22 protein-coding genes are annotated in these 25628 nt (G+C 46.0%); 14 read left to right on the top strand and 8 right to left on the bottom strand.

Features of this window, described 5'->3' with window-relative positions; translation table 11 throughout:
- Positions 1-287: 287 nt before the first annotated feature.
- Together pheS and pheT are read left to right on the top strand one after the other, a co-directional pair.
- The gene (gene pheS / locus ACKPCD_RS09750; RefSeq protein ID WP_321433065.1) at positions 288-1334 is read left to right on the top strand and encodes a phenylalanine--tRNA ligase subunit alpha; all 1047 of its coding nucleotides are present in this window, start codon (positions 288-290) and stop codon (positions 1332-1334) included.
- Positions 1335-1338: 4 nt separating this feature from the next.
- Positions 1339-3753, top strand: a complete 2415-nt coding sequence (gene pheT, locus ACKPCD_RS09745) for a phenylalanine--tRNA ligase subunit beta (protein ID WP_321433064.1) — start codon at positions 1339-1341, stop codon at positions 3751-3753.
- A 179-nt stretch (positions 3754-3932) separates the two neighbouring features.
- Here the strand turns inward: pheT and rnhC are convergent, their stop codons facing one another.
- Entirely contained in the window at positions 3933-4883 is a 951-nt protein-coding gene (gene rnhC, locus ACKPCD_RS09740) for a ribonuclease HIII (RefSeq protein ID WP_321433063.1), read from the bottom strand.
- 221 nt (positions 4884-5104) lie between these two features.
- On the opposite strand from rnhC, the gene ACKPCD_RS09735 reads away from it, so the two are divergent.
- The 4 genes from ACKPCD_RS09735 (at position 5105) to trxA (ending at position 9315) form a co-directional block, all read left to right on the top strand.
- Positions 5105-5896: a cell division protein ZapA gene (locus ACKPCD_RS09735; RefSeq protein WP_321433062.1), complete on the top strand. Its 792-nt coding sequence runs from the start codon at positions 5105-5107 to the stop codon at positions 5894-5896.
- A 26-nt stretch (positions 5897-5922) separates the two neighbouring features.
- A complete protein-coding gene (locus tag ACKPCD_RS09730; protein WP_086990223.1) occupies positions 5923-6468 on the top strand; it encodes a CvpA family protein in 546 nt (181 codons plus the stop codon).
- Positions 6469-6552: 84 nt separating this feature from the next.
- Positions 6553-8928: an endonuclease MutS2 gene (locus tag ACKPCD_RS09725; RefSeq protein WP_321433061.1), complete on the top strand. Its 2376-nt coding sequence runs from the start codon at positions 6553-6555 to the stop codon at positions 8926-8928.
- A gap of 75 nt (positions 8929-9003) precedes the next feature.
- On the top strand, positions 9004-9315 hold the full coding sequence (gene trxA / locus ACKPCD_RS09720) for a thioredoxin (RefSeq protein WP_068559792.1): 312 nt from the start codon (positions 9004-9006) through the stop codon (positions 9313-9315).
- A 344-nt stretch (positions 9316-9659) separates the two neighbouring features.
- Here the strand turns inward: trxA and ACKPCD_RS09715 are convergent, their stop codons facing one another.
- Together ACKPCD_RS09715 and ACKPCD_RS09710 are read right to left on the bottom strand one after the other, a co-directional pair.
- Positions 9660-10085: a YslB family protein gene (locus ACKPCD_RS09715; protein WP_086990992.1), complete on the bottom strand. Its 426-nt coding sequence runs from the start codon at positions 10083-10085 to the stop codon at positions 9660-9662.
- 688 nt (positions 10086-10773) lie between these two features.
- Entirely contained in the window at positions 10774-11079 is a 306-nt protein-coding gene (locus ACKPCD_RS09710; RefSeq protein WP_321433060.1) for a hypothetical protein, read from the bottom strand.
- A gap of 262 nt (positions 11080-11341) precedes the next feature.
- On the opposite strand from ACKPCD_RS09710, the gene racE reads away from it, so the two are divergent.
- The 4 genes from racE (at position 11342) to cbpB (ending at position 13892) form a co-directional block, all read left to right on the top strand.
- Positions 11342-12166: a glutamate racemase gene (gene racE / locus ACKPCD_RS09705; RefSeq protein WP_068559788.1), complete on the top strand. Its 825-nt coding sequence runs from the start codon at positions 11342-11344 to the stop codon at positions 12164-12166.
- Between the two features lie 15 nt (positions 12167-12181).
- The gene (locus ACKPCD_RS09700; RefSeq protein ID WP_288927833.1) at positions 12182-12805 is read left to right on the top strand and encodes an XTP/dITP diphosphatase; all 624 of its coding nucleotides are present in this window, start codon (positions 12182-12184) and stop codon (positions 12803-12805) included.
- Positions 12806-13324 (top strand): metallophosphoesterase, encoded by a 519-nt coding sequence (locus ACKPCD_RS09695; RefSeq protein WP_086988096.1) that lies wholly within the window; start codon positions 12806-12808, stop codon positions 13322-13324. It abuts the gene before it with no gap.
- 67 nt (positions 13325-13391) lie between these two features.
- Positions 13392-13892 carry a cyclic-di-AMP-binding protein CbpB gene (gene cbpB / locus ACKPCD_RS09690; RefSeq protein WP_086988095.1) on the top strand — a complete coding sequence of 167 codons (501 nt, stop codon included), beginning with the start codon at positions 13392-13394 and terminating at the stop codon, positions 13890-13892.
- Positions 13893-13985: 93 nt separating this feature from the next.
- Here cbpB and ACKPCD_RS09685 read toward each other — a convergent pair whose 3' ends face one another.
- Positions 13986-14891 carry a mechanosensitive ion channel family protein gene (locus ACKPCD_RS09685; protein WP_068559782.1) on the bottom strand — a complete coding sequence of 302 codons (906 nt, stop codon included), beginning with the start codon at positions 14889-14891 and terminating at the stop codon, positions 13986-13988.
- A 266-nt stretch (positions 14892-15157) separates the two neighbouring features.
- Between ACKPCD_RS09685 and ACKPCD_RS09680 the strand changes: the two genes are divergently transcribed.
- Entirely contained in the window at positions 15158-15622 is a 465-nt protein-coding gene (locus ACKPCD_RS09680) for a DUF948 domain-containing protein (protein WP_086988093.1), read from the top strand.
- Between the two features lie 40 nt (positions 15623-15662).
- Positions 15663-16127 carry a YtxH domain-containing protein gene (locus ACKPCD_RS09675; protein ID WP_276648579.1) on the top strand — a complete coding sequence of 155 codons (465 nt, stop codon included), beginning with the start codon at positions 15663-15665 and terminating at the stop codon, positions 16125-16127.
- Positions 16128-16212: 85 nt separating this feature from the next.
- Here ACKPCD_RS09675 and ACKPCD_RS09670 read toward each other — a convergent pair whose 3' ends face one another.
- On the bottom strand, positions 16213-17322 hold the full coding sequence (locus ACKPCD_RS09670; protein WP_321433059.1) for a M24 family metallopeptidase: 1110 nt from the start codon (positions 17320-17322) through the stop codon (positions 16213-16215).
- Positions 17323-17548: 226 nt separating this feature from the next.
- Here ACKPCD_RS09670 and ccpA point away from each other — a divergent pair, with 226 nt between their 5' ends.
- Complete coding sequence (ccpA, locus tag ACKPCD_RS09665) at positions 17549-18559, top strand: catabolite control protein A (RefSeq protein ID WP_086988090.1); 1011 nt, start codon at positions 17549-17551, stop codon at positions 18557-18559.
- 154 nt (positions 18560-18713) lie between these two features.
- On the opposite strand, the gene ACKPCD_RS09660 is transcribed toward ccpA, so the two are convergent.
- Positions 18714-21473, bottom strand: coding sequence for a transglycosylase domain-containing protein (locus ACKPCD_RS09660; RefSeq protein WP_321433058.1), 2760 nt, complete (start codon positions 21471-21473; stop codon positions 18714-18716).
- Positions 21474-21617: 144 nt separating this feature from the next.
- Positions 21618-22598, bottom strand: coding sequence for an oxygen-dependent tRNA uridine(34) hydroxylase TrhO (trhO, locus tag ACKPCD_RS09655; protein ID WP_086988088.1), 981 nt, complete (start codon positions 22596-22598; stop codon positions 21618-21620).
- Positions 22599-22770: 172 nt separating this feature from the next.
- On the opposite strand from trhO, the gene ACKPCD_RS09650 reads away from it, so the two are divergent.
- Complete coding sequence (locus tag ACKPCD_RS09650; protein ID WP_321433057.1) at positions 22771-23667, top strand: diacylglycerol/lipid kinase family protein; 897 nt, start codon at positions 22771-22773, stop codon at positions 23665-23667.
- A gap of 57 nt (positions 23668-23724) precedes the next feature.
- On the opposite strand, the gene ACKPCD_RS09645 is transcribed toward ACKPCD_RS09650, so the two are convergent.
- Entirely contained in the window at positions 23725-25533 is a 1809-nt protein-coding gene (locus ACKPCD_RS09645) for a M3 family oligoendopeptidase (protein ID WP_086988086.1), read from the bottom strand.
- Positions 25534-25628: the final 95 nt, after the last annotated feature.

Genomic DNA, 25628 nt, shown 5'->3' with positions numbered 1-25628 from the left:
AGTAAGTAAAATGAATACGAAAAGCGTTGAAGGGAATCTTCACAATCTGCAACTTTTTTCAGGGAATAATGGCCATTGACTGCGAGCCTTTATAGAAGATGATTGTGTTTTTTCACTCCCCGAGCTGACTTTGGGATTTGCCCTGTGCAATGAATAAAGTTCCGGTTTATTACCGTTAAACAAATGAAGTGTCGTTGCTTGCAACGAAACAAGGGTGGTACCACGAAAATCTCGTCCCTTACCAGGGACGGGATTTTTTTGCATTTTTTATGAGAAGGGGACAGAACATGGAATTAAAAGAGAAATTACAAACGTTACGTATAGATGCCTTGCAGCAAGTCGAATCTGCAGAGGAGCTGCAGTCATTGAATCAAGTCCGTATTTCTTATTTGGGAAAAAAAGGACCAATCACGGAGGCTTTGAGAGGGATGAAAGATCTAAGTCCTGAAGAACGCCCGGTCATCGGAACTTTAGCAAATGAATTGCGTGACGATATTGAAGCCGCCATCCAAGCCAAAAAAGATGCACTTGAAATTAAAAAAATGGAAGCTGAAATTGCGGCTGAAACGATCGATGTCACCCTACCGGGCAAGAAGATTGCGCAAGGTACGACACACGTATTGACGCAGATCAACGAGGAAATCGAAGATCTGTTTTTGGGGATGGGTTACAAAATCGTGGACGGCCCAGAAGTGGAACAGGACAGCTACAATTTCGAGAAGATGAATCTCCCGAAAGATCATCCGGCCCGCGATATGCAGGACACTTTCTACATCACCGATGAATTGTTGTTGCGTACGCATACGTCACCTGTCCAAGCGCGCACGATGGAGAAGCATGATTTTTCCAAAGGTCCGTTGAAGATGATCAGTCCTGGGAAAGTCTATCGCCGTGATAGCGATGATGCGACCCACTCGCACCAATTCCACCAGATTGAAGGATTGGTAATCGGAGAGAACATCACTTTGGCTGACCTAAAGGGGACCCTTGCCGTCTTCGCCAAAAAATTGTTCGGGGAAGAACGTGAAATCCGTTTACGCCCTAGCTACTTCCCGTTCACGGAACCTTCTGTGGAAGTCGATGTCAGCTGCTTCAAGTGTGGCGGATCCGGTTGTAACGTCTGCAAACAAACCGGCTGGATTGAAATCCTGGGTTCAGGTATTGTCCATCCCAATGTTCTGGAAATGTCTGGAATTGACTCTACGAAATACTCCGGATTTGCATTTGGTCTAGGCCAGGAACGTGTAGCGATGTTGAAATATGGTGTTGATGACATCCGCCACTTCTACCAAAATGATATCCGATTCTTAAGTCAATTCGATGTAAAGGAGTAACATAATGAAAGTATCCTATAAATGGTTAAAAGAATATTTAGATCTATCAGATGTAACACCAGATGAATTAGCGGAAAAAATGTCGCGTACCGGTATTGAAGTGGATGACGTCATCTATCCGGGCAAAGGTTTGTCAAAGATCGTCGTCGGGGAAACGTTGTCCGTAGTCGACCATCCTGATTCAGACCATCTGCATGTCTGCCAAGTAAATATCGGGGCTGAGGAACCGATCCAGATTGTCTGTGGTGCACCGAATGTAGCTGCAGGCCAGAAAGTCATCGTGGCTTTGCATGGCGCGCGGATCACCGGCAACGCAAAAATCAAGAAAGGTAAGATGCGCGGCCAAGAATCGAACGGGATGATCTGTTCATTGGCTGAACTGGGCTACTCGGAAAGCGTTGTTTCAAAAAAATATGCGGACGGGATATTTGTCCTGCCTGCTGAAGCTGTTCCCGGAACAGAAGTCGTTGACTTGTTGGAACTGGATGATGCAATCCTGGACATCGATATCACGCCTAACCGTGCCGATGCTTTAAGCATGCGCGGATCCGCCTATGAAGTTGCAGCCATCTACAACAAAGCATTGAAATTCCCGGAGGCTCCGGTTTCTGAAAAAACAGGTTCTGTTACGGATTACATCAAAGTTGCCGTTGAGGACACGAACGATGCGCCTGCCTATCATATCCAAGTGATCAAAGACGTAAAAATTGCGGAAAGTCCGCTTTGGCTGCAGAATAAACTGATGAACGGCGGTATCCGTCCGATCAACAACGTAGTCGACATCACGAATTATATCCTGTTGGAATACGGCCAGCCATTGCATGCTTTCGATTATGATCAAATCGGTTCCAAGGAAATCATTGTCCGTCGTGCCAAAGAGAATGAAACAATGACGACGCTTGATGGGGTCGAAAGAACGCTCGACACAGATAACATCGTCATCACGAATGGTACTGCACCGATTGCATTGGCTGGTGTCATGGGCGGTCTGGATTCAGAAATTACTGATGGAACCGTGACTGTCGCTTTGGAAGCGGCTTTGTTCAATCCGGTTTTGATCCGCAAAACAGCTGGGAAGTTCAACTTGCGCAGCGAATCCAGTTCCCGTTTCGAAAAAGGCATCAACGTCGCAACAATCCGCACAGCCGGAGAACATGCAGCTGAACTGATCCATGAATTGGCAGGGGGCACTATCGTTGCCGGTACAGCTTCCGTCGATACTGTGGAAGTGAAGGATACGGAAGTGGTCATCACTTTGGAAAAAATCAACCGTTCGTTGGGGACCGCCATTTCCAGCGGTGAAGTGACTGCCATCTTTAACCAGTTGGGTTTTGCCTCGACGTTTGATGGCGAAACATTCACCGTTGCTGTTCCACCGAGAAGATGGGATATCTCCATCTATGCGGATATCCTGGAAGAAGTCGCACGCATCTACGGATACGACAACCTTCCGGAAACATTGCCGATCACACCGGCTTTGCCGACTGCATTGACGCCTAAACAACACACGATGCGCATCACCAGAAGATTCATGGAAGGTGCGGGACTTACTCAGAACATCAGCTATGTCTTGACTACCGCCGAAAAAGCGCGGGAATACGCAGTCGAAGACAAGGAAGGCATCCGTTTGGCTTGGCCGATGAGCGAAGATCGCAGCACGCTGCGGATGAACTTGTTGAGCACGCTTTTGGACAACGCTGCTTACAACGTTGCCCGCAAGAACACGGATATCCAGTTTTACGAAATCGGTCGCGTGTTCTTCCCGTCTGCTGACAGCGTTTTGCCGATCGAAGCGGAACGTTTGGCTGGCGTGATGACAGGAATGGCCTACCAAAAAGATTGGCAAATGGATGCCGAACCCGTCAATTTCTACCACGCCAAAGGGGTACTGGATGGGTATTTCGAGACGATGGGCCTGAGCGATCAGATCCGTTTTGAAGCTGCCAAAGACCTGAAATGGATGCATCCAGGCAGAACGGCTGCCGTCTATCTGGGCGATGCCTATATCGGTTATGTCGGCCAAGTCCATCCGGCAACGGCAAATGCCTATGACCTGAAGGAAACGTATGCTTTCGAAATCGATTTCGAAGCGATCATCGCCGCACCGAAGGAAGTGATCACGCAACAGCCGATCCCTAAATTCCCTGGCGTGACCCGCGATGTGGCTTTATTGGTGGATGAAACCGTAACACACCAACAGATCGTCAAGACCATCAAGGAAAACGGCGGGAAATTCCTGAAGGATGTCCACCTGTTCGATATCTATCAAGGCAAAGGCATCGAAGACGGCAAGAAGTCGGTTGCTTATTCCATGTCATTCCTGAATCCTGAAGCGACGCTTGTCGATGAAGACATCAACAAAGCCTTCACGAAATTAGTCGCAGCTTTGGAAACCGAATGTGGAGCTGCCATCCGTTAATTTAGAAGAATGATGTACAAACAAAGAGTGGACCGTCTCGGGATGAGACGGTCCACTCTTTGTTTTGCGAAGATTAAGATGTGGCTAGTAATCAGTTGTCCGATTCATTCGGATTGTCGGACAACCTACTCAGCATCGGACCCAGCTGAAGGGAATTCCCCGTACGATTCGCCGGCAAGCTATCTGTTCGCCAATCTAATGGCTTTTTGGGTGTTTGCGAAGTGTAGTTTCGTGTATTTGTCCAGCAGTTCCAAGCCGCCTTCACGATACATTTCCGCAGCGATCAGATCGACGTTGGCGCCGGCGCCTGAAGGGATCGGATAACCGGAGGCTGCGGTCATGTCCGCCAAAGTCTTCAGGAAGTAGTAGCGGGCGATGATGGAAGCCGCCGCCACCGCCAGATGGTGGGATTCGCCTTTTGTCTGGAAATAAATGTTTTCCTTCACTTGCACTTTTTGATCGGCGATATGTTTGAAATACGTGGAAGGCAATTCAAACTGATCGACCAGGATCGCTTTGGGCTTTTCCGGCTCGATTTTCTTCAACAGCTGATCGAGGACTTGGTTGTGCAGCAATGCCTTCATTTTACCTTGAGACATCGTTGGTTGGACCTCATTGTATTTTTCGGGCATCAAGTTGATGACGCTGTGCGGAACATGCTCCAACAATTGCTTCGCAATGGTGATGATGCGGGCATCGGTCAAAGCTTTTGAGTCTTGAACGCCCATCTTTTTCAGCAACGGTAATTGGTCGGCGGATACATAGACGGCACAGACCGTAAGTGGTCCGAAATAGCTGCCGTTGCCCACTTCATCGCTGCCGATGACGGACCATTCGGAAAAACCTGCAGGGAGCCCGGTTTTGTTCGGAATCTCTTTTTTCAGTCCGTTTTTTGCGGAATGGGATTTAGTGGCCACAACCTGGTCGCCGGATGCTTGCCACTGCGCTGCTTCGCTTTCGGCGTTCTGGCCTTGAAACAGCACTTTCCCGGAGTTGTAACCGGTGATGGTGGTCTGGTTCTTCTTGGCTGTGAAAAGGCTGTGCGGCACTGGTTTCACAGCATAATCCTGATAATGGACGGCCAAATTTTTTAGTTGACCCATCGTTACTTTCAATACGACATTCGACATACTCTCATCCTTGCTCTATTTAATTTCTCTGTACTGCTTATTTATTATGGTATTCCTTATTCTATCACATGAAGTTGTCTTCTTCATGGGGAATTGCTGCAGAGTGGATCAGCTATTTTAGGACAGCAGGACAGGATTGGCAACATAAAGAGGTTTATACTGCAATTCGTCGGATTTATGTTAAAATATATTAGACAGTTTTTTAATGGAGGCATTTGAATATGACGGAAAACAAGAGAAGATTCAAAACGATCATAGCAGGAAAGACCTATACGATTGTGGGAAATAAAGCACCTGAGCATTTGACTGCTGTATCGGAGTTGGTCAATGCGCAGTTGAAACAGATCAAACAAGCAGCACCGGCGCTTGGCCGGGAGGAGCGCGGCATCCTAGTGGCTGTGAACGCCATTTCCGATCAGATCACGAAACAACTTGAGATGGAAGAGCTGTTGCTGAAGGTGGCGAAGCTAGAGGAGGCTTTGCAGGAAAGCCATAGCGTTACACACTCCGCTTCCGTTGAGGAAACAGAACAGACTGAGCCGGAGAATACTTTAGCCGAGACACCTAAACCTGAAACGATTGCCGACGTTGAGCAAAAAACTGAGGCTGTTCCCCTGGCAGAGGAGAAAGTAGCTATACAAACAAGTGAATCCAAGACAGCGGTGGTTGAAACGCCTGAAAAGGAACACAATGCAGAAAAGATGGCCGATAGTGCGGCCGCTAAGAAGGCGTTGCCTGAATTTTCCCGGAAAAAGCGCGACGACAAGAGTCAACTCGTGACTTCTATGCCAGCGACAATCAGTGAACTGCAGCAAGCGGCCCGCGAAGCAAATGAGTTGCCTGCCAGGAAATCCAATTCGAAATTGACGAAGACGACAACCGCTTCCGAGGCGACGTTGAAACGGGTACAACACAGAAATCAAGTACGTTCGGCTTTGGGTGTCAACAGAAATGCAGAAAATACCATCCCGCCATACACAAAGAATCACGAGCACGACGGAAAAAAGAAGTAAAAAGACTGTAGAAATCAGGTGAAAAAATGCTTACGTTTATCATAGTGCTTACGTTGCTGTGGGGCATCTATACAGGCGTCAGAAGAGGTCTTATTCTGCAGATTGTCTATACAGTGGGGTATTTCATATCTTTCTTGGTTGCCAGAGAATACTATACCGTGATCGCAGCAAAAATCGATCTGCTGGTCCCATATCCATCCATCGAGTTCGGTAAAGAATTGATTTTTTACACAGAAGAGGTATCGTTCGTCCTGGATCAGGCGTTTTATAACGGATTGGCGTTCATCTTGTTGTTGTTCGCAGGCTGGCTGGTCACGAGATTTGTCGGGAGCATGCTGAACTCATTGGCATTCTTCCCGATCATCAAACAATTGAACCAACTGGGAGGCGGCGTCCTTGGATTCCTGATGCACTACATCGGAATCTTCCTGTTGCTGACGCTCGCATCCATGATTCCGATGGATTTCATTCAACAGCTCTATGTCGAAAGCGATCTTGCGGCTTGGATGGTGTCCGAAACGCCTTACTTCTCACGCTTGATCTACGACTGGTGGATCGGCATCATTCAGTAAAGACAGTTGGTTAAACAGAAAGGGACCGTATAGCGTTACTATATCGTCCCGCTTTTTTGGAGAAAGCACTTTTAGGAGAATCAGATGAATAATAAAATAAGCAAAACGTTAGAGTTCGAAAAAATAAAACAACAACTCCAGAATTTTGCGGCAACAGATCAAGGGATAGATAAAATTCAGGCATTGCGGCCTGAAATCGATCAAGAAAAAGTCGTTGCCTTGCAGAATGAAACGGAAGACGGCAGAAAGGTATTGCGCCTGAAAGGCGGGATTCCGATGCCAAGGCTAAAATCCATCCGCAGCCATCTGAAGCGTCTTGAGATAGGCGGCACTTTGAATGGTAAAGAAATCGCCGAAATCGGTCGGGTATTGTCGACCACAAGAGAAATCATCCAGTTCTTCCAATGGTTCGAAGACAACGAGATTTCCTTCTTTGTCCTGGACGAACTGGTTGCTGGGCTGGTTGTATTTTCGGAAATCACAAGGAGGATCCAAGCAACAGTCTATGAAGATGGGACGATCCAGAATGATGCCTCTCCCGCATTGAAAGGGATACGCACAGGAATCAAACAGGGCGAACAGAATATCCGGACCAAGTTGGATGACATCATCAGAGGCAATAAGGCATCCTACCTTAGCGATGCCATCATCACGATCCGCAATGACCGTTTTGTGATTCCGGTAAAGGTAGAATACCGTAATCAATTCGGCGGTATTGTCCATGACCAAAGCTCGACAGGTCAGACGCTTTACATTGAACCGCAAGCCATCCTGGATCTGAATAATCATCTGCGCCAGTTGGCTGCACAGGAGAAAGCGGAAATCGAACGGATTTTGTATGAATTATCGATGGAAATCGAGCCTTTCACACAGGAATTGTACGGGAACAGCGAAGTGCTGGCAACTCTGGATTTCATCAATGCAAAAGCGCGTTATGCCGATTCCCTGAAGGCGACACGCCCGATCATCAGCAAAGAGAATCATATCGCCATCTGGAAAGCCAGACACCCGCTCATCGATCAGAAGGACGTTGTCGCGAATGATCTGATCCTCGGCGAAGCCTATCAAGCCATCGTTATTACTGGTCCGAACACGGGCGGAAAAACGATCATGCTGAAAACACTCGGAATCATCCAAATGATGGGCCAATCAGGCCTTCAGATACCGGCGGATGAGGACAGTCAAATCGGTATTTTCACAGAAATTTTTGCGGATATCGGTGATGAGCAGTCAATTGAACAGAGCCTGAGTACATTCTCTTCGCATATGACCAACATCGTTTCGATCCTCAATCAGATCGACGATAAAAGTCTCGTGCTTTTGGATGAGTTGGGTTCCGGTACCGATCCCCAAGAGGGCGCGTCCCTGGCCATCTCAATTTTAGACTATATCGGTGGCATCGGCAGCTATGTCATGGCCACTACCCATTATCCTGAACTGAAAGCCTACGGATACAATCGCTCCGGCACGATCAATGCCAGCATGGAATTCAACGTTGAGACTTTGGCTCCGACCTATCGCCTGCAGATCGGCGTTCCCGGGCGAAGTAACGCCTTCGATATCTCGAAACGCCTCGGCCTAAACCCGAGTATCATCGATCAGGCGCGCGGTTTCATTGATGTGGACAGCCAAAACCTGAACGAGATGATCGCGGATCTGGAACAGAAGCGACGCGTCACCGAAAAAGAATCCTTGCAGCTCCAAACGCAGTTGGAAGAATCCGACAAGTTATTGGCGGACCTGAAGCGAGCCAACGAAAAACTGGAAACAAACAAGGAAAAAATCATCGAAGACGCGAAAAAAGAAGCCAACAAATTGGTTGATACGGCGAAAGAAGAGGCGGAATTCCTGTTGCAGGAAATCCGTGAGATGCAACTGAATATGGGGAAATCCGGTAGTATCAAAGAGCATGAATTGATCGATCTGCGCAGACAATTCAATGACTTGCGCCAAGAAGAGTCTTTAGCCAAAAATAAAGTCCTGCGCAAAGAGAAAGAGAAAAAAATGTTCAAGCCGGGTGATGAAGTCATTACGGAAACATATGGCCAGCGGGGGACGCTCGTCGAAAAGAAAGGCAATTCCGAATGGGTCGTCCAGATGGGCATCATGAAGATGAAGTTGCCGGAATCGGACCTCAGGCTGATCAAAGAAGAGCCGCAGCAACAAAAAAGACAACGTCAGATTGCCACTGTCAAATCATCTTCATCCAGTCATGTCGCGACCCAGCTCGATCTGAGAGGCCAGCGCTATGAAGAAGCATTGGCGGAAGTCGATCAGTATTTGGATGCTGCTTTGTTAGCGGGCTATCCGCAAGTGACTATCGTTCATGGGAAAGGGACAGGTGCACTCCGCAAAGGGGTCGGCGATTTATTGAAGCGTCACCCACAAGTGCTTTCTTACGAGTATGCACCGGTGAATGCTGGGGGAAACGGTGCGACAATCGTAACGTTCCGCGGCTGAGCAGATTGATTGGTACTGAGTATAGCCTCTGCTATAATTAACATATAAAGGTGAATTTCGAAGGGAGTAAATACAATGGTAAAAATATTAACAGATGCAAATTTTGAAACAGAAACAAAAAATGGGGTCGTATTGGTGGACTTTTGGGCAACTTGGTGCGGACCTTGCCGCATGCAATCACCAATCATCGATGAATTGGATGAAGAAATCGGCGACAAAGTAACATTCGCTAAAATGGATGTGGATGCTAATCCGCAAACGCCAAGCCAATTCGGCATCATGGGCATTCCGACGTTGTTGATCAAAAAAGATGGCCAAGTCGTAGAAAAATTAGTCGGCTATCACGCAAAAGAGATGCTTGAAGAAACGCTTGAAAAATATATCTAAATAATAAGAAAGAGTTGCCGGTGTCCTGATGTTTCAGGATATCCGGCAACTCTTTTTGTTTTGGGTGCTGTGGCGCGAGCGAAGTTATTGGCGAAAGCTAGTGGACCGGAGGAGAGCACCGTTTCCGGCGGCTTATCTCCGGTTGTAGGCCACTGGCCGGAGATAAGTCCCTAAAATAGTACCTGCTCCGTCGAGAATCCCTTCATCGGAGTACAGCAGGGGGGACGGGGCCTCAGCTCCGGGCAAGATGGCTTTCGCCGGAGAACAGTCAAACATCGCAGAATTCCCCAAAAAACGCCCGAGCATACCGGCAACGAATTGCCGGTATGCTCGGGCGTTTTGATTCACTCGATGAACAGGGTGATGAGCACTTCTTTTTTCTTATCTTTTCCGACTATGATTTCTGCTTTTGCTTCACAGGGGAGGCCGGTCGTCATCTGGATCTGCTGCGCTAAAAATCCGGCTTCCAGTTGGAAGGAGACTTGTTCGTTTTGGGTGCGGACAGTGACTAAATCGCTTTCCAGACGGTATTGTTGGGCGTTTTTTTCCTTTTTGAGCAGTTCGAGCTGACCGAATCCGCAATAAATCATCGCCTCATATAGGTCTTCCTGACTTTTCAACGGGAACTGCCGAGCTAAATCTTTGCCGGCCCAATACAATATTTCATCAGTATGTTCGCCTAGAATATTCCCCAGCAGGTAATCCCTTATCAATAAATAGGAGAAGTGTTTGTTATCGATAATATGGGCATTTTCGTTTTCAGGATTCAATTAATTTTTCCCCCCCTTAAATCTACACTTCATTATACACGTATTTTAATTAGTGGATAGAGTCTATTTTCTGATGATGCCTATCAATAGCGTTTTTTTTCAACATCAGGCATAATAGGGGTAAGAAGTTCAACCTGCAATCAGAAAGGGAGATATTTATGTGGACTGCCAAAAAAACTTTGGGATTAATCTTGCTGTTGATCCCAGTCTTCAAATATGTTTCGGATTGGAAAAAAGAAGAGGAACAACGCCGCTTGCTGAAAAGCTGAACGGGGCTATCCGATCCGGAAACAAATGAAAACTCGTTATGCCGCCGGTCGCGGTATAACGAGTTTCCTTTGTTCACATATAGGAATTTATAAAATTTTCCAGAGTGAAAAGTGCATCACCGTAGGTGTTTCACAAGTTTGCAAAATGTTTCATGCACCTAAAATGATGTCCAGCTTCACGGGTTAGCCCTTCGGAAATGATCAAGGAACCCCTTGTCTCTGCGAGCCAAGGATACTATTCGACTAACCTGCTGACGCAGTAAGTCTCTCAGCATATTGCGCTCTTCGATGCTCAGTTGCATGGGACTCTTAGGGATTCATCCCTTAGAGCCCCAGTACAAGGTGACCGTAGGGAACGTTGCGTGGACAGATTTCCTAAATTTCTTTCAGGGCTGAACGAACCCGTTCAGCTTTTCTTACTATTCAGCAATGCCATGAACTCTTTTCAAATTGATTCCAAATAGGATGCCATTACCGGGTGCGGTAATGTTTACGGCTTCCTCAATTTGATTGATGATTTTTTCGGAATGCTGTTCTTGGGTCAAAACCAGCAGAATTTCCTTTTCCGGTTCCAGCGCCAGATTGAACAACTTTTTGTTCTCGTGCATCCCGGATCCGCGGCCTGAGATGACGGTACCGCAGTAGGATTCTTCGCAGCGGGCACTCTCGAAGACACGGTCGACCAATCCCTTATCGACTACTGTGACAATCGATTGATAACTCATTTGAATATCCACTCCTTTTTATTGGTTTGCATCCATCGTAGTATCGGAAGCTTCTGGAGGACAAAAAATACCGTCCCTAAATTGAGACTATTGTAGCATACATAATTTCGGACTGCCAATAATCGGCAGCCCTATTGGAGAAAGCAATCTAGTCTAAACCACAAAAGTGAAGCAAATCAGAATGAAATTTGCCTCATTTTTACAAAAATCCTTTATCTTAAGGTAAAATAGAGATACGAAAACAAATAAAGGAAGTTACTGCATGAGTAAAAAAGCAATCGGTTTTATTGACTCTGGTGTCGGCGGCTTGACCGTCGTGAAACAAGCAATGAAACAGCTTCCCAATGAATCCATTTATTATCTGGGGGATTCCGCCAGATGCCCCTATGGACCAAGGCCCAAAGAAGAAGTGATTCAATACACATGGGAAATGACACAGTTTCTGCTGAAGAAAGATATCAAAATGCTGGTGATTGCTTGCAACACAGCGACCGCAGCCGCCTTGGATGTCATCCGCGAGCGCATAGACATTCCGGTGATCGGCGTTATCAATCCCGGTAGCCGAGCGGCAATCAAACATTCAAAAAATGAACGCATTGCCGTAATCGGTACAAAAGGCACCATCAACAGCGACGTTTATAAACAAACCATCAAGGACAAAGACAAGGGTATTTCAGTCATCAGCATGAGCTGCCCAAAATTTGTGCCGCTAGTGGAGAGTAACCAATACAACGGATCAATCGCCAAAAAAGTGGTTGCGGAAACGCTGAAACCTTTACTGAAAGAATCTGTTGATACTCTCATTCTGGGGTGCACGCATTATCCGCTCTTGACACCGCTCATCCAAAATGTGATGGGCCCTTGTGTAACTCTTATCGATTCCGGGGCTGAAACGGTATCTGAGGTGAGCACACTCTTGGATTATTTCCGATTGGCGGAGAGTTCTCACAACAAGCAAGCATCCGAATACCGATTTTATACGACGGGTTCGCCTAAACTGTTTTCGGATATTGCAGAAAATTGGCTCGGACAGAGCAATTTTACGATTGAAAAGGTTGATTTGCTAAATTTGATCGAGAATGACTGAGAAATGAGGGATACGATGAACGCAATTGAAAAAAAGAAAATCGTAATAGCAACCAAAAATCCTGGAAAAGCCAGAGATTTCGCCGTCCTATTTGAACCAAAAGGCTATGAAGTCGTAACTTTGTTGGACTATCCGGAGATTGAAGATGTTGAGGAAACGGGCTATACATTCGAAGCTAATGCACGGAAGAAAGCTGAGACAATCGCTGAATTATTAGGCATGACGGTCTTAGCGGACGATTCCGGTATCTGCATCGATGCCTTGGATGGCCAACCAGGTGTGTTTTCAGCCCGATTTGCTGGCGGAATGAAAAGTGATGCCGCCAATAATGCCAAGGTGCTGGCGATGCTCGGGTCCCAGGAAAACCCATCCCGTAAGGCGCATTTCCATTGTACCTTAGTGTTGGCCCATCCGGATCGGGAAAGTCTGGTTGTCGAAGGGGATATCGAGGGTGAAATAGCGGAATTCCCGAGCGGAGACTATGGTTTCGGATATGATCCGTTATTTTATTTGCCACACTTGGGAAAGACGATGGCAGAGTTGAGCGATGTAGAAAAAAATCAGATCAGCCACCGTGCGATTGCCCTGAAAAATCTTGAGAAAAATTGGGCAGCATGGTTGGAAAAGGAAGCGGATTAGATGATAAAAATACTTGCAGTCAGTGACAGCCATGGTAACAAAGATATTCTTAACGAACTGGCTTTACGCTATTCAAATCAGGTTGATCATTTCGTACACTGCGGTGATTCTGAATTAAGCAGTTCCGATCTGATCTGGGGGATCATGTCCACTGTGATGGGAAATTGCGATTATGATTATCAGATGAACGACGAATACCGTTTCCAGGCCGGCAGCAAAAATGTACTGGTTGTCCACGGGCATCAGCATTCCGTAAGGAGCTCGATTGCCGGTCTGAAACGAGAAGCTGAGCAGGCGAATGTTTCGCTGGTGTTTTATGGGCATACTCATATCGCCAAAGCGGAACAGGAGGAGGGCATCCTTTTCATAAATCCCGGTAGCATCAGCCAACCACGTGGCACGCTGATGGAAAAGACCTATTGTATCGTCACGTTGGATGACCAAACGGCTACTGTTACCTATTACAATGATCACCATCAGGAAGTGGTCGATCTGAGAAAACAATTTCAAATGCTTTGATCACATGCAAAGAAGGTGCATCCGGCTGCACACATTCCGGATGGATACCTTTTAGGAGGAAAAAATAATGATTAGTAGCGAAGTAGCCGCGTTATTGCTGGACAATGATGCCTGCGGAGATCTGATGATCCACGGCGAAAATGTCGCCAATGTACATTGTTCGAATAACCTGAACCATGCGTTTCTCGTGTTGTCCCAAGTGAAGTATTCCGTCATTCCCGTTTTGGATTCGAAGTCCCGCATCAAAGGACTGATTTCCATACCGATGATCATCAAAGCCATCACGGAAATCGATGCGATCCGCTATGACAAAATGGAAACACTCAAAGTGGAAGATGTGATGGACAGGAATGTACAGACCATCCGCCCATGGACAGACCTGGAGGATATCCTGAATTATCTGATCGATCACAATTTCTTGTGCGTTACCGAAGATGACGGCAAATTTATCGGCATCATCACGCGCAAAGAGATACTGACAAGAGTGAATCATCTGGTGCATGGCATCCACCGCATCTACAAATTAGAGAAAATCGAGGAAAAGGAAGAAGTGGCCTCCAAAAGATAGCATGCGGATTTCTGCTTCAAGCCTAACCCAATAAATCAAAAAGTGCTTCACTTCCAAATACACTTGGAGGTGAAGCACTTTTTCGTAAGACGTTTATGCTTTCGGCACGGTGTACGGCATAGCAGGAATCTGGATACCGGCCTCCAACAGTGCGGAACGGTAGCTTCCCAAGAACAAGTTTTGGATGCTGTACTGCTGGCCGTTCAATGTATAAAAGACAACCCGATAGGCAAGCTGGCCATTCCCTTTGTCGGTGATGCCAATGACATTAGGGCCTTTGACGATTTCCGGATGTTCCGGCACAATCCGTTCATTGACGGCCTGAATTACCTGATTGACCGTTTCAAAATCGGTATCCGGATACAACAGGATATCGATCATGGCCCGCATATCATTTCGGGACAGGTTGCTGATGGTCGTGATGGTATGATTAGGTAAAAAATGCAGCGTGCCATCAAAACTTTTGATCTGTGTCGTCCGCAAGCCAACGTTCACGACTGTACCATCGATTCCGCCGATCACAACATGATCACCGACATCAAATTGTGATTCCAGGATAATGAAGAATCCATTGACGATATCATTGATGAACTGCTGTGCGCCAAGACCGATAGCCAGACCTGCTAGACCCGCACCGGCAATCAATGTAGCGATGGGTACGCCCATGATGGAAAGGATCCCATAAATCAAAAAGAAGAACAAGAGATAACGCAAACCGTTCTCGGCTATTTTGTAGATGGTGGTAGCGCGGTTCTGGGTAATGTGCTTGGTCAAAATCTGTTTTTCGAAAGTTCGGTGCAATACGTAATTGGATAAACTTTTTAAAGCAAAAAAGATGAGCAGCAAAAAAAGCAAGGTTATGCCTTTTGAAATAAACAAGCCCACAATCTCTTCCCATGCGATGCTGTTCCACCATTTTACGAAAATGTTTGGATTCGTCACCACTTCCTCTATCAAATCTTGTGCAAGTGCGCTGTCTTGCGTGCTTATATCATTCATAAAATCCCTCATTTCTGAACAGTTGGTTTCATTGTATCAAATTCTGCGACTTATGAAAATGAAGATAGGTTTACATTTTGTTGAAGAAAGCATGTCCAAATCGGAACCATTCCTTTCCAGACGATTCGGCATTATCTAAAGGGTTTTCAATAGCATATCGGAAATGTCTATGGTATCATTTTATTATAAATGAAATAAATCTTATAAAAATTCGTACAATGCTTTGACAGATGCACGTATGAATCAAGAAGGAGTGAGTACAAATAATGGGGTATGGTGAAATTGCAGCTTTGATTGCTGCGTTGGCTTTTGCAGTGTTGGTGGTTTTCATCATTTTGGCATTAAGGAAAGTCACTGACATCTTAGGCGAGGTTGAAAAAGTGACCCAGGAAGCGAACAAAAGCTTGGCCGTCATCACGAAAGATGTTGACCACTTGTCGATTGAAGTCGAAGGCTTACTGAATAAGGCCAATACGTTAGTGGATGACCTGAACGGCAAAATCAGCAAGACAGATCCTTTATTCACTGCAATCGGCGATCTGGGAGTGACGGTTTCTGATGTGAACCAATCTACCAGAAATTTGGCGGTATCACTTAAAGGTGGCGGAAAAGGGGTCAAAAGCACATCAGGTTCCTCCACGGTCGGAAAGCTTGGGCGGACAGCGATGGCAATTGCCCGGCAACGGCAAGCGAAGAAAGAAACGAAGGATACAAAGTTCAAAACTTACTGAAGCGTCAACCAATAAATAAACAAAAAGGAGATTGAGGATTATGACAAAAAATAAAGGCGGATTTGTATTAGGGGCAATCATCGGCGGGGCTGCAGCAGCCATCACAGCTTTGCTGTTTGCGCCTAAACCAGGCAAAGAACTACGCGATGACATCACGGAGGAAGTAAATAATCTTCTGGACACAGCGCGCGATTACGCGGATATCGCTGTGGAGAAGAGCAATGAGTTCATGGACGTCGCCAAAGAAACCACCGAAGATATTAAAATTAACTTGAAGGACACCACTTCTTCAATCAAAACACAATTCTCTGAAACAACGAAACATGTCGGTGAAGACTTGAAAAAAGCTAAGGACGACATCAAAGAAAAAGCTACTGATGTGAAAGAATTTGCTTCTGTCATCGCTGAAGAAGGCAAAGAGGAAGCGGCCGCCGTAACGGAAGAAAAAAAGGTCGCAGTGGAAGAAAAGGTCGATGAAATAAAAGACAGCGTGGAAGATATCTGAATGCGCAAAAAAAAAAACAGGCCGGGTGCCTGTTTTTTTTTGCACACTGTTTAGCTGATCGCTGCTGCTATACTGATTCAATCAACTAATCGATCAATTTCAAATATGCGCCTATATCGGTTGGAGTGTTGGTGAAGGACTCAAAACCATCCGCAGTCACATAACCGCAATCTTCGACTCTGACGCCGATATCCCCTTCAATATAAATGCCGGGTTCAATAGAAAAACACATATTCTCAGTAAGGATCATTTCATTGCCTTCCATGATAGAAGGGTACTCATGCACGCCTTGACCCAATCCGTGTCCGAGGCGATGGTTGAAGTAGCGACCGTAGCCTGCTTCGGTAATGATTGTCCGCGCTACAGCATCCAAATCACCAGCTTTGATTCCGGGATGGACTGCAGCCATGGCTTCATCATGGGCAGCCAACACCAACTCGTAGATTCGTTTTTGGTGCGCGGAGGGTTCTTCACCAAAGAAGAACGTGCGTGTCACGTCGCTTGCATAACCTTCATGCATGGTTCCCAAATCGAACAGCACAAACTGGTTTTTCTTGAGCTTGGTATCGCCTGGAACACCATGGGGGCTAGCAGCGTTTTCGCCGAACAACACCATAGTGGTGAAGCTCATTTCGGCTACGCCTCTTTTTTTCAGCTGATATTCAATTTCGGCAACGACTTCAAGTTCGGTAATGCCCTCGCGCAGCGTTCCAGCACCTATTTTAAGTGCTTCATCAGCCCAATAGCCTGCTTGTTTCATGAACGTAATTTCTTTTTCGGATTTGATCAGGCGCATGTTCTGAAGTGCTGTACTTATGTTGTGGTTGAAAGTAGCTGTCGGGAAATGTTTCCGCAACGTCTCCATTCGCTCGACAGTCAAAAAGTCCTTTTCGATGGACCAGCCCGACAGCGATGAATAACGTTTTTTAATATTGGTTGCCAGTACTGTCCAAGGATCTTGCGTATCCATGTAACTGATCACATCAAATCCCTCTGCAGTCTTCCGCGCATCATTTTCTTCCAATGCAGGGACAAACAGGATGGGCGCAGCATCCTTGAACAGAACCGCCGCTAAAACTCTCTCATGCGGATCGCTTCTGTATGAGGAAACATAAAAGACGTTTTTGGGATCATTGAGAAATACGATATCTACATCTTGTTTTTTCATTAAATTGATAATTAGATTTAAAGGCATTTTTAATATGACACCTTCCTTTCTTTAGTATTATAGCATATAATGAGGGTTCTATTTTTGAATAATGCAATGTGAAATTTTCATGAAAACTTTTATAAAACGCTTGCATATCTTATGAAACAATGTTAAATTCATTATAAGCTTGTAAAACAATCAATATTTACAACATTATGTTGAGTAATGGAAAATAAAAAATTGAAAACAATTGAGATAAGGAGCAACATAAATGGAAAAACAAACGATTACAATTTACGATGTGGCTCGCGAAGCAAACGTCTCCATGGCAACTGTTTCCCGCGTAGTGAATGGTAATCCCAACGTGAAACCATCCACAAGAAAAAAGGTATTGGAAGTCATTGAACGTTTGGATTACAGACCGAATGCGGTTGCCCGTGGTTTGGCAAGCAAGAAAACAACGACTGTAGGGGTTATTGTCCCTGATGTCACAAACTTATTCTTTGCATCTCTAGCACGCGGAATCGATGATATCGCTACAATGTACAAGTATAACATCATTTTAGCGAACTCTGATCAGAATGACCAGAAAGAAATCCAAGTGTTGAATACGTTACTTGCGAAACAAGTGGATGGCATCATCTACATGGGCAATAAGATTACGGATGAGTTGCGCGCAGAATTTTCCCGATCCAAAACGCCGGTCGTGCTGGCTGGAACAATCGATCCTGAGCAACAAGTCGGAAGCGTCAATATCGATTATATCGGTGCAACCGAAGAAGGTGTAGCGAACATGATTGCGAACGGAAAAAAACATATCGCTTTTGTATCAGCTTCACTTTCCAATCCAATCAATGGACAGTATCGACTAAAAGGTTACAAAAACGCTCTGGTCAATGCAAATATTCCCTTTGATGAAGCGCTTGTCTTCGAATGTGAGCCGACGCTTCAAAATGGTGAGCTGTTGGCTCCTCAATTACTTGAAGCAGGAGTGGATGCAGCATATGTAGCCGGCGATGAACTTGCAATCGGCCTGTTGAACGGTATCATCAATGCAGGTGTCAGCGTTCCTGAAGCATTTGAAGTCACTGCCAGCAACAATTCGCGTATTACAGAAATGGCTCGCCCAAAATTGACGTCCATCATGTTGCCGTTGTATGATATCGGCGCTGTAGCGATGCGTTTACTGACTAAAATAATGAACAAGGAAGAAATTGATGAGAAATCAATCATCCTTCCATACAAAATTGTCAACAGAGGAACAACGTTACCTAAAAAATAATGTGTTCATCCGCGAGACACTCAAGACCAAAAAGCCCTGTATCCTGAATGGATGAAGGGCTTTTTGGGCAAGAAATTTGGAATGTTTTCCGGCACTGCTGACGAAGATACAAATGCCAAAAACAAAAGGCTGCCATGACGGGCAGCCTTTTTGCTTATTCTTCAGTTGTGGGAGTTTCATCAGCGGGTGGTGTTTCACCTTCTGGTTCTGTGTCAGGAGGTGTTTCCGCATCTTCTTCTTCTGTAGAATCTTCTTTCTCTGCTTCGTCGGCATTATTTGCCGCATTGTTTTGGCTAGCTGCAGCAGCCGCTGCTGCAGCGGCGGCATTGCGTCTTGCTGCTGCTTCAGCCAAATAACTATCCCAATAGTCTTCCAGGTCTTTATCGGTAGCCCCGGGGGAGAAGTAGTAGGAAATTTGCTTCGGCAACGCATCAGCTTTGAATAAGTCGGTCCTTGTTCCACCATTAAGCGTGACGGATAAGCCGTTCGCGAATGACACTGTTCCTGCCAATGTTCCGGTTTCGGCCAAAACTGATTTTTCGACAATGCCTTCCGGCCGCTGATGCGTCTGGTCGGTCCCGAGAATGCCCGGATTGATGCTGTAGATTTTGTTGGCGATTTGCGACCAATAATTCAAATTTCGGCCAGTTGGAAGTCCTTGATTATTCGGATCATAGAAGACATGTTCCCCCTTGTAATTGTCGTAACCCATCCAAGAGCTGAGCGTAACGGTAGGGGTGCTGGCGATGAACCAAATGTCACGGTTAGCTTCCGATGTACCGGTCTTTCCGGCCCAGTCAGCGTTGAAATTCAAATAATTGTTGATCGAACGGCCAGTGCCGTCAGTTATGACGTCGCGCAGAATATCCAAAGTCAAATAAGCTGTATCCTGCGAGAACACTCTTGTCGCTTCGGACTCATGCTGATAAACAACATTTCCGTGCTTGTCCGTGATTGTTTCGATCAGGTAAGGCGATACATGCTCGCCTCCAGTTGCGAAGGTCGTAAACGCGCTGGTCTGCTCCAAAACAGTCGGTCCGTCATTCGTTGCCCCAATCGCTAGGGACGGATTGCCGTATTCCGATTCGTCTATTGAAGTGATACCCATCTTTTCCAAATATTGCCCAGGATTCATTCCTTTGCTGTTCATAGCGACATAGAGTTTGATTGTCGGATTATTCTTAGATTGGTAGAGGGCCTGGCGCGCGGTCACGTAAGTATTGGAAATGGTGTCGCCGAAGTTAGTGGGCTCCCATAACGTGCCGTCTGGCTGTTTGATGCTTATCTTTGTATCAGGCACCATCGAGGCGGGATAAATCAGATTTTGTTCAATCGCCGGTGCGTAGACCAACAACGGTTTAATCGTGGAACCAGGAGAACGTTTCGTGCTGAATACGTGGTCCACTTGGTTGACTGAAAAATCTCGTCCGCCGATAAAGCCAATGATTCTACCGGTCTGATTTTCGATAAGAACACTGCCTGTTTGCGCAAGCTCAATCACTTCCTGCGTGACTCCGTTTGCATCGACATAAGAATCCACAAAGGTTTCGCCCAAAGTTTGTCCGTAATCTGCTGCCACTTCTTGCATGCCGTTGTAGACATCTTTGTCGATTGTACTGTATACGTTGTAGCCGGACAAGCGCAATGTGTTGTCGGCATTGGCGTAATATTCGTTGTACAATTCAATATCGGCTTCCAGATCGTCCATCGTAAGCTCGTTTGCGGCTGCGGCCTGTTCCATCAGAACAAGGATTGCTTCACGTTCGACAGCTTGATAAAGGTAACTGTTCCGGTCCTCTTGTGTGGCATTAGCAGGTACGAAATCTTGAGTGATGTCATACGCGATTGCAGCATCATATTCTTCCTTGGTGATATATCCCTCGCTGAGCATCCGGAAAAGCACAGTATTTTTTCGGTTAAGGGCTGCAGTCAAATCTTCTTTTCTTTCTCCGTATTGGGTGAAAGGGGTATAAGTATATGGATTCTGTGGGATACCCACTAAAAATGCCGCTTGAGCCAACGAAACATCGATAGCATGGACGCCAAAAATACCGTTCGCCGCTTCCTCTATGCCGGCGATGTTGGAACCACTGCTGTTTCGGCCGAATGGCGAGACGTTCAGGTAGGCTGTCAGAATTTCATCTTTCGTAAAGAAATTTTCAAGCCGTAGCGCCAATAAAATCTCATTGGCTTTGCGGGAAAAAGTCACTTCATTCGTCAAAATCTGTTGTTTGACGAGCTGCTGCGTCAATGTTGAGCCGCCGCTTTGACTGCCGAATCCGGTCAGTTCAGTCACCAACGCCCTTAAAATGGCCTTAGGTACAATCCCATTATGCTCATAAAAATTTTCATCTTCTGTTGCGATGAGTGCTTCTTTGATGAGCGGAGAGATGTTTTCTGATCCGACAGTTGTCCTGACCAAATCTGTGCGTATTTCCGAAATGGCCTCACTGTTCGCATAATACATAGTGGAAACGAGTTCGACATTTCCGATGTCTTCAGCCATGCTTTCGTAGGTAGGGGCAGTTTCTTTTGAAATCAAATTAGCGAAATAACCCAGACCAGCGCCACCCCCGAACATGCCCAACAAGACCATCAGAAGTATGATTCCGGTAAAAATGTTCCGGATGACACCGAAAAAAACATTGAGACCGAAAGCTCCTTTCGAGAGGAGCGGTTTCATGTTTGTTTCGGTGTCCAACTTATGTTTCATTTTTCGCAATGAAGTCTTACTTTGGTTTATACGCTTGTGGGTTTTTTGTTCCCACAGCAAAGCTTTATCTTTTGTTCTTGCAGCATTTTCTTTCGTGAAAATCCGCTGGAGGCGGCTATTTATTGATTGCCCAAGGCGTTTAACAAATTCGCCGATTTTTTTCAGCCATTTTTCCGCATTATTTCCATCTGGATTCTTCATAAATTCCCTCTTTCCTTTTCAGGTGGTCACTTATCAGTATAACAAAAAAGCTCTGCCCTGACTATTACATAGCGTGAACAATCACTAAGTGAGAGGAACACAAAAAATCAGCAAGGAATATTATCCTTGCTGACAATGTTATTGCTATACTGTTGTAGTAGCAGTATTCTCAAATGTTTCACCGATGGCAGCCAAACGTTCCTCAACGTCAGACTGCGTCAATTGATTACGTTGCACATAATAATTCGGCTGATGGACGCGACATTCATGCGAACAGCTGCGCATGTATTTGTGCTCGTTTTCTTCGGAACAAAGTATTCTCCGGTTGCAGCTTGGATTGGCGCAATTCACGTAGCGTTCGCATGGTGTTCCATCGAACCAGTCCTTTCCGACCACGACATGTTCGATGCGATTGATATCCACACCGATGCGCTCATCGAAGACATACATTTTCCCATCCCAAAGATCGCCTTTAACCGTTTCGTCTTTGCCGTAGGTTGCGATCCCGCCATGCAGTTGGCCGACATCTTTAAAACCTTCTTTGACGAGCCAACCTGAGAATTTTTCACAACGGATGCCGCCGGTGCAATAAGTCACAACTCGTTTTTCCATAAATTGTTCTTTGTTTTCACGGATCCATTGCGGCAATTCGCGGAAGTTTGCAATATCCGGACGAACAGCTCCGCGGAAGTGGCCGAGGTCGTACTCATAATCGTTGCGGGCATCAATGACGACAGTATTTTCGTCTAGAATGGCTTCGCGGAAAGCTTCCGGAGATAAGTATTCACCAGTAGTTTCGTTGGGATCGAGATCGTCTCCTCCCAAATGCAAGGAAACGATTTCCTGGCGTGGGCGGACGAACATCTTTTTGAAGGCATGACCGTCTGTCTCATCGATTTTGTAGGTGATGTCGCTGAAGCGCGGATCTGCATTCATTTGAGCGATGTAGGCTTGTGTTTGATCGATTGTTCCGGAGACCGTGCCGTTGATGCCTTCCGGTGCTACCAAAATTCTTCCTTTTAAGCCGATTTCTTTGCAGAATCGTAGATGTTCTTGCGCGAATGTTTCTGCATCCTCTATCGGTGTATATTTATAATAGAGTAGGACACGATAGTCTTTTGTCATACTGCTCCCCCTAATTCAATCTGTTTTACTTCGAACGTTATGAAATTATACACATTTTGTAAGCGAAAAGCCAAGGATATGCTCAAAATTCGAAAAATGGTGTTCTACTTTATGGATGTGAGTGATGCATGCTACACTTACATTAGAGATAAAATGAAAGTGGGGGAATGAAATGGGCATTTGTACATTGATCGTCAATCCATCATCAGGGGGCGAAATGGCCTCTAGTTATCTGGAATTGATGGAAACGCAATTGAGAAACATGTTCGAAGAGGTGACAGTCAAAGAAACAGGGAAACAGGGCGATGCCATGAAGTTTGCGTATGAAGCTGCAAAGAACGGCCATGAAGCTGTGTTTTGCATGGGAGGTGATGGCACAGTCAATGAAACCATCAACGGCTTGGCGGCTGCCGGAACAGATGTCTCTTTCGGTTTCGTACCATTGGGCACTGTCAATGATCTAGCAAGGGCGCTCGGCATCCCTTTGGACCCCGGGCAGGCTATCGAAATGTTTGAAACTGCGGTCTTGTTGGATTTGGATATCGGCAAAGTTAATGACCGATATTTTGTGTCTAATGTAGCTGCCGGCGCGATTCCTGAAGCTGTGGAAGAAGTGAGTTTGGAGCAAAAAACAAAATTAGGTCCACTGGCTTACTTCATTGAAGGAGGGAAAGCGCTGGCGAACCAGCCGATGCATCGTTTCCGCATAACAGTGGATGAGGAAACATTTACTCAGGAATCCCCGCTCCTCCTGATTGCTTTAACGAATTCAATCGCCAGTTTCGAGCGTTTCATGCCACAAGCAGAAGTCGATGACGGGAAAATGCGAATGGTCGTTTTCAAGGAGTTCAGTCTGTTGGATTCTCTGAAAATCCTGCCTCAGCTTATCATGGGTGAACTCAAAAATTCGGATACTGTCATCTATAGAACATTCAAACACGCTACTGTCGCCATTGCGGATGGCGATAAACTGATCACGAATGTAGACGGTGATGAAGGCCCTGCATTTCCGCTTGAAATCGCGATACTACCTTCCTTTATAAAGGTTTATGGACCGGCACGCTCTTAAAAACACATCCCTACGACCCAAAATACAGGTCGCAGGGATGTGTTTTGTCTTTTGTCTTTAGACATACTTTTCGGTCAGGCGCAGGAATTCCTTTACATCAGCTGCCATGATCTCCAATCCTTGATTCCAGAAGTCCGGCTGAGTGATATCGGCACCAAGATGCTTCAGCACAAGGTCTTCAGTTGTCATCGAACCAGTATCCCGCAGTAACGAAATATAGGTTTCTTCAAAATTTTCAGTCTGCTGCAACGATTGCGCATAGATTCCCAGGCTGAACAGGAAGCCAAACGTGTAAGGGAAATTGTAGAAGGGCACATCATCGATGAAAAAGTGCAATTTACTCGCCCAGAATAGGGGATGGTAGTCACTCAAGGCATCTTGATAAGCCTCTTTTTGGGCGGCTTCCATCATTACTGACAGTCGTTCTGCAGTGACAAAGCCGTTCATCCTTTCGGTGTAGAAGGTCTTCTCGAAAAGATAACGAGCATGTATATTCAGAAACATGGCCGTCGCATTTTCGAGCTTCGTGTTGAGCAAGGAAATTTTTTCTTCATCGCTGCTCGCTTCCCTGACTGTGGCAGCGCTGATGATGGTTTCCGCAAAAGTCGATGCCGTTTCGGCGACGTTCATGGCGTAGCGCGTGTTCAGATCCGGCAGATCGCGCATCACGTGTGAATGGAAGGCATGTCCCAATTCATGGGCCAGTGTACTCATATCGCTGGCTGAACCCGTAAAGGTCATGAAAATCCGTGATTCTTTCGATTCCGGGTAATCTTCGCAATAGCCACCAGGTCTTTTGCCTGATCGGTTCTCGGCTTCTACCCAGCGGTTTTTGACGGCATCCAAGGAAAAGTCTGCCAATTTCGGACCGAAGGAGGCAAAGTGTTCGATGATGTAATCGACTGCTTCGTCGAAGCTGAAGGTTTTTGACTGGAAACTGCCGAGCGACACAGGGGCATCGACATCATACCAAGCCAGCCTGCCTTTGCCCATCAGAGCGGCTTTGCGGTCCAAAAATGAAAGGAAGGGCTGTTTGTTCGTACTGATGGCTTGCCACATCGTTTCCAGTGTCTCGCGTTTGATGCGGTTGTAACGCAATGGCTCCACCAAGAAGTCCTCATCCTGATGCGCCTCGAAATCCGCCAAACGAAAACCTTGTAGGTGGTTCAGCGTATCGGCGAAGGCTGGAGCAAGGTATCCCCAAGCTTTTTCCCACTCGACGAATATTTTTCTGCGGACGCTCGGATCGGGATCGGCATACATCCGGTTCATCGCTTGACCAGCTGATAGTTCGTTCAAAGTTCCGTCAGCTTCTTCAAAAGGAATCTTGATGAAGGATACGAGCGTGTCATAGTGCGCGCTCCAGCCATTGAATCCATCGACACGCAAATTTGCCAATAAGGCTTCTTCCTTATCGGAGAGGAGGCGACTGCCCTGTTGGCGCCATTCTGACAGTGCAAATGCAAGAGCTGAAAAGGAAGGCATTTTCACCAACAACGTCCAATCGTTTTCTTCGATGGCAGTTATTTTTTTCTTCAGAGTCGTTTGAATAATCGTTAATTTGCTGTACAATTGAATTATTCGCGCATGGATTGCGCTTGCATTCAAATCCGATACATCGGCGGATTGGATACCTGTTATGAAACTGTTGCATTGCATCAGGGCTTTTGTGTACTGTTCCTCGTAATGAAGCAAATCCTTCAAATCAGAGTATTCCGGTTTATCACGTTCAGGGTTCCAATTGTTTGCTGCGGATTCAAAATCCTTCAATCCGTCTTGGATGGATTTTATCTTGTCTTGTAGGTCCGGTGAAGAACTCCCACCTTCGAAAAACGAGTCCAAATCCCAGGTAAGGCTATATTTCATGCTGATCATCCTCTCAGTCTTGATTGACTAATTTATTGCCATAAGTACATTATATCCGTTTTACATCAGAAATAATAAAAGAATTCACATCAGGA

The sequence above is a fragment of the Trichococcus flocculiformis genome (assembly GCF_963662535.1).
Lineage (GTDB): Bacteria > Bacillota > Bacilli > Lactobacillales > Aerococcaceae > Trichococcus > Trichococcus flocculiformis.
The sequence above is the reverse complement of the archived record's forward strand: the minus strand, read 5'-3'. Positions and strand labels throughout refer to the sequence as shown.

What these genes read in the sequence shown, in the direction of transcription:
- trhO (WP_086988088.1), bottom strand. Translation starts at nt 22,598, where the DNA reads ATGACAAAAGACTATCGTGTCCTACTCTATTATAAATATACACCGATA.
- ACKPCD_RS09680 (WP_086988093.1), top strand. Translation starts at nt 15,158, where the DNA reads ATGGGGTATGGTGAAATTGCAGCTTTGATTGCTGCGTTGGCTTTTGCA.
- pheS (WP_321433065.1), top strand. Translation starts at nt 288, where the DNA reads ATGGAATTAAAAGAGAAATTACAAACGTTACGTATAGATGCCTTGCAG.
- ACKPCD_RS09645 (WP_086988086.1), bottom strand. Translation starts at nt 25,533, where the DNA reads ATGAAATATAGCCTTACCTGGGATTTGGACTCGTTTTTCGAAGGTGGG.
- ACKPCD_RS09730 (WP_086990223.1), top strand. Translation starts at nt 5,923, where the DNA reads ATGCTTACGTTTATCATAGTGCTTACGTTGCTGTGGGGCATCTATACA.
- ACKPCD_RS09660 (WP_321433058.1), bottom strand. Translation starts at nt 21,473, where the DNA reads ATGAAGAATCCAGATGGAAATAATGCGGAAAAATGGCTGAAAAAAATC.
- trxA (WP_068559792.1), top strand. Translation starts at nt 9,004, where the DNA reads ATGGTAAAAATATTAACAGATGCAAATTTTGAAACAGAAACAAAAAAT.
- ACKPCD_RS09670 (WP_321433059.1), bottom strand. Translation starts at nt 17,322, where the DNA reads ATGCCTTTAAATCTAATTATCAATTTAATGAAAAAACAAGATGTAGAT.
- ACKPCD_RS09710 (WP_321433060.1), bottom strand. Translation starts at nt 11,079, where the DNA reads ATGAGTTATCAATCGATTGTCACAGTAGTCGATAAGGGATTGGTCGAC.
- pheT (WP_321433064.1), top strand. Translation starts at nt 1,339, where the DNA reads ATGAAAGTATCCTATAAATGGTTAAAAGAATATTTAGATCTATCAGAT.
- ACKPCD_RS09735 (WP_321433062.1), top strand. Translation starts at nt 5,105, where the DNA reads ATGACGGAAAACAAGAGAAGATTCAAAACGATCATAGCAGGAAAGACC.
- ACKPCD_RS09725 (WP_321433061.1), top strand. Translation starts at nt 6,553, where the DNA reads ATGAATAATAAAATAAGCAAAACGTTAGAGTTCGAAAAAATAAAACAA.
- racE (WP_068559788.1), top strand. Translation starts at nt 11,342, where the DNA reads ATGAGTAAAAAAGCAATCGGTTTTATTGACTCTGGTGTCGGCGGCTTG.
- ACKPCD_RS09685 (WP_068559782.1), bottom strand. Translation starts at nt 14,891, where the DNA reads ATGAATGATATAAGCACGCAAGACAGCGCACTTGCACAAGATTTGATA.
- ACKPCD_RS09695 (WP_086988096.1), top strand. Translation starts at nt 12,806, where the DNA reads ATGATAAAAATACTTGCAGTCAGTGACAGCCATGGTAACAAAGATATT.
- rnhC (WP_321433063.1), bottom strand. Translation starts at nt 4,883, where the DNA reads ATGTCGAATGTCGTATTGAAAGTAACGATGGGTCAACTAAAAAATTTG.
- ccpA (WP_086988090.1), top strand. Translation starts at nt 17,549, where the DNA reads ATGGAAAAACAAACGATTACAATTTACGATGTGGCTCGCGAAGCAAAC.
- ACKPCD_RS09650 (WP_321433057.1), top strand. Translation starts at nt 22,771, where the DNA reads ATGGGCATTTGTACATTGATCGTCAATCCATCATCAGGGGGCGAAATG.
- ACKPCD_RS09700 (WP_288927833.1), top strand. Translation starts at nt 12,182, where the DNA reads ATGAACGCAATTGAAAAAAAGAAAATCGTAATAGCAACCAAAAATCCT.
- ACKPCD_RS09675 (WP_276648579.1), top strand. Translation starts at nt 15,663, where the DNA reads ATGACAAAAAATAAAGGCGGATTTGTATTAGGGGCAATCATCGGCGGG.
- cbpB (WP_086988095.1), top strand. Translation starts at nt 13,392, where the DNA reads ATGATTAGTAGCGAAGTAGCCGCGTTATTGCTGGACAATGATGCCTGC.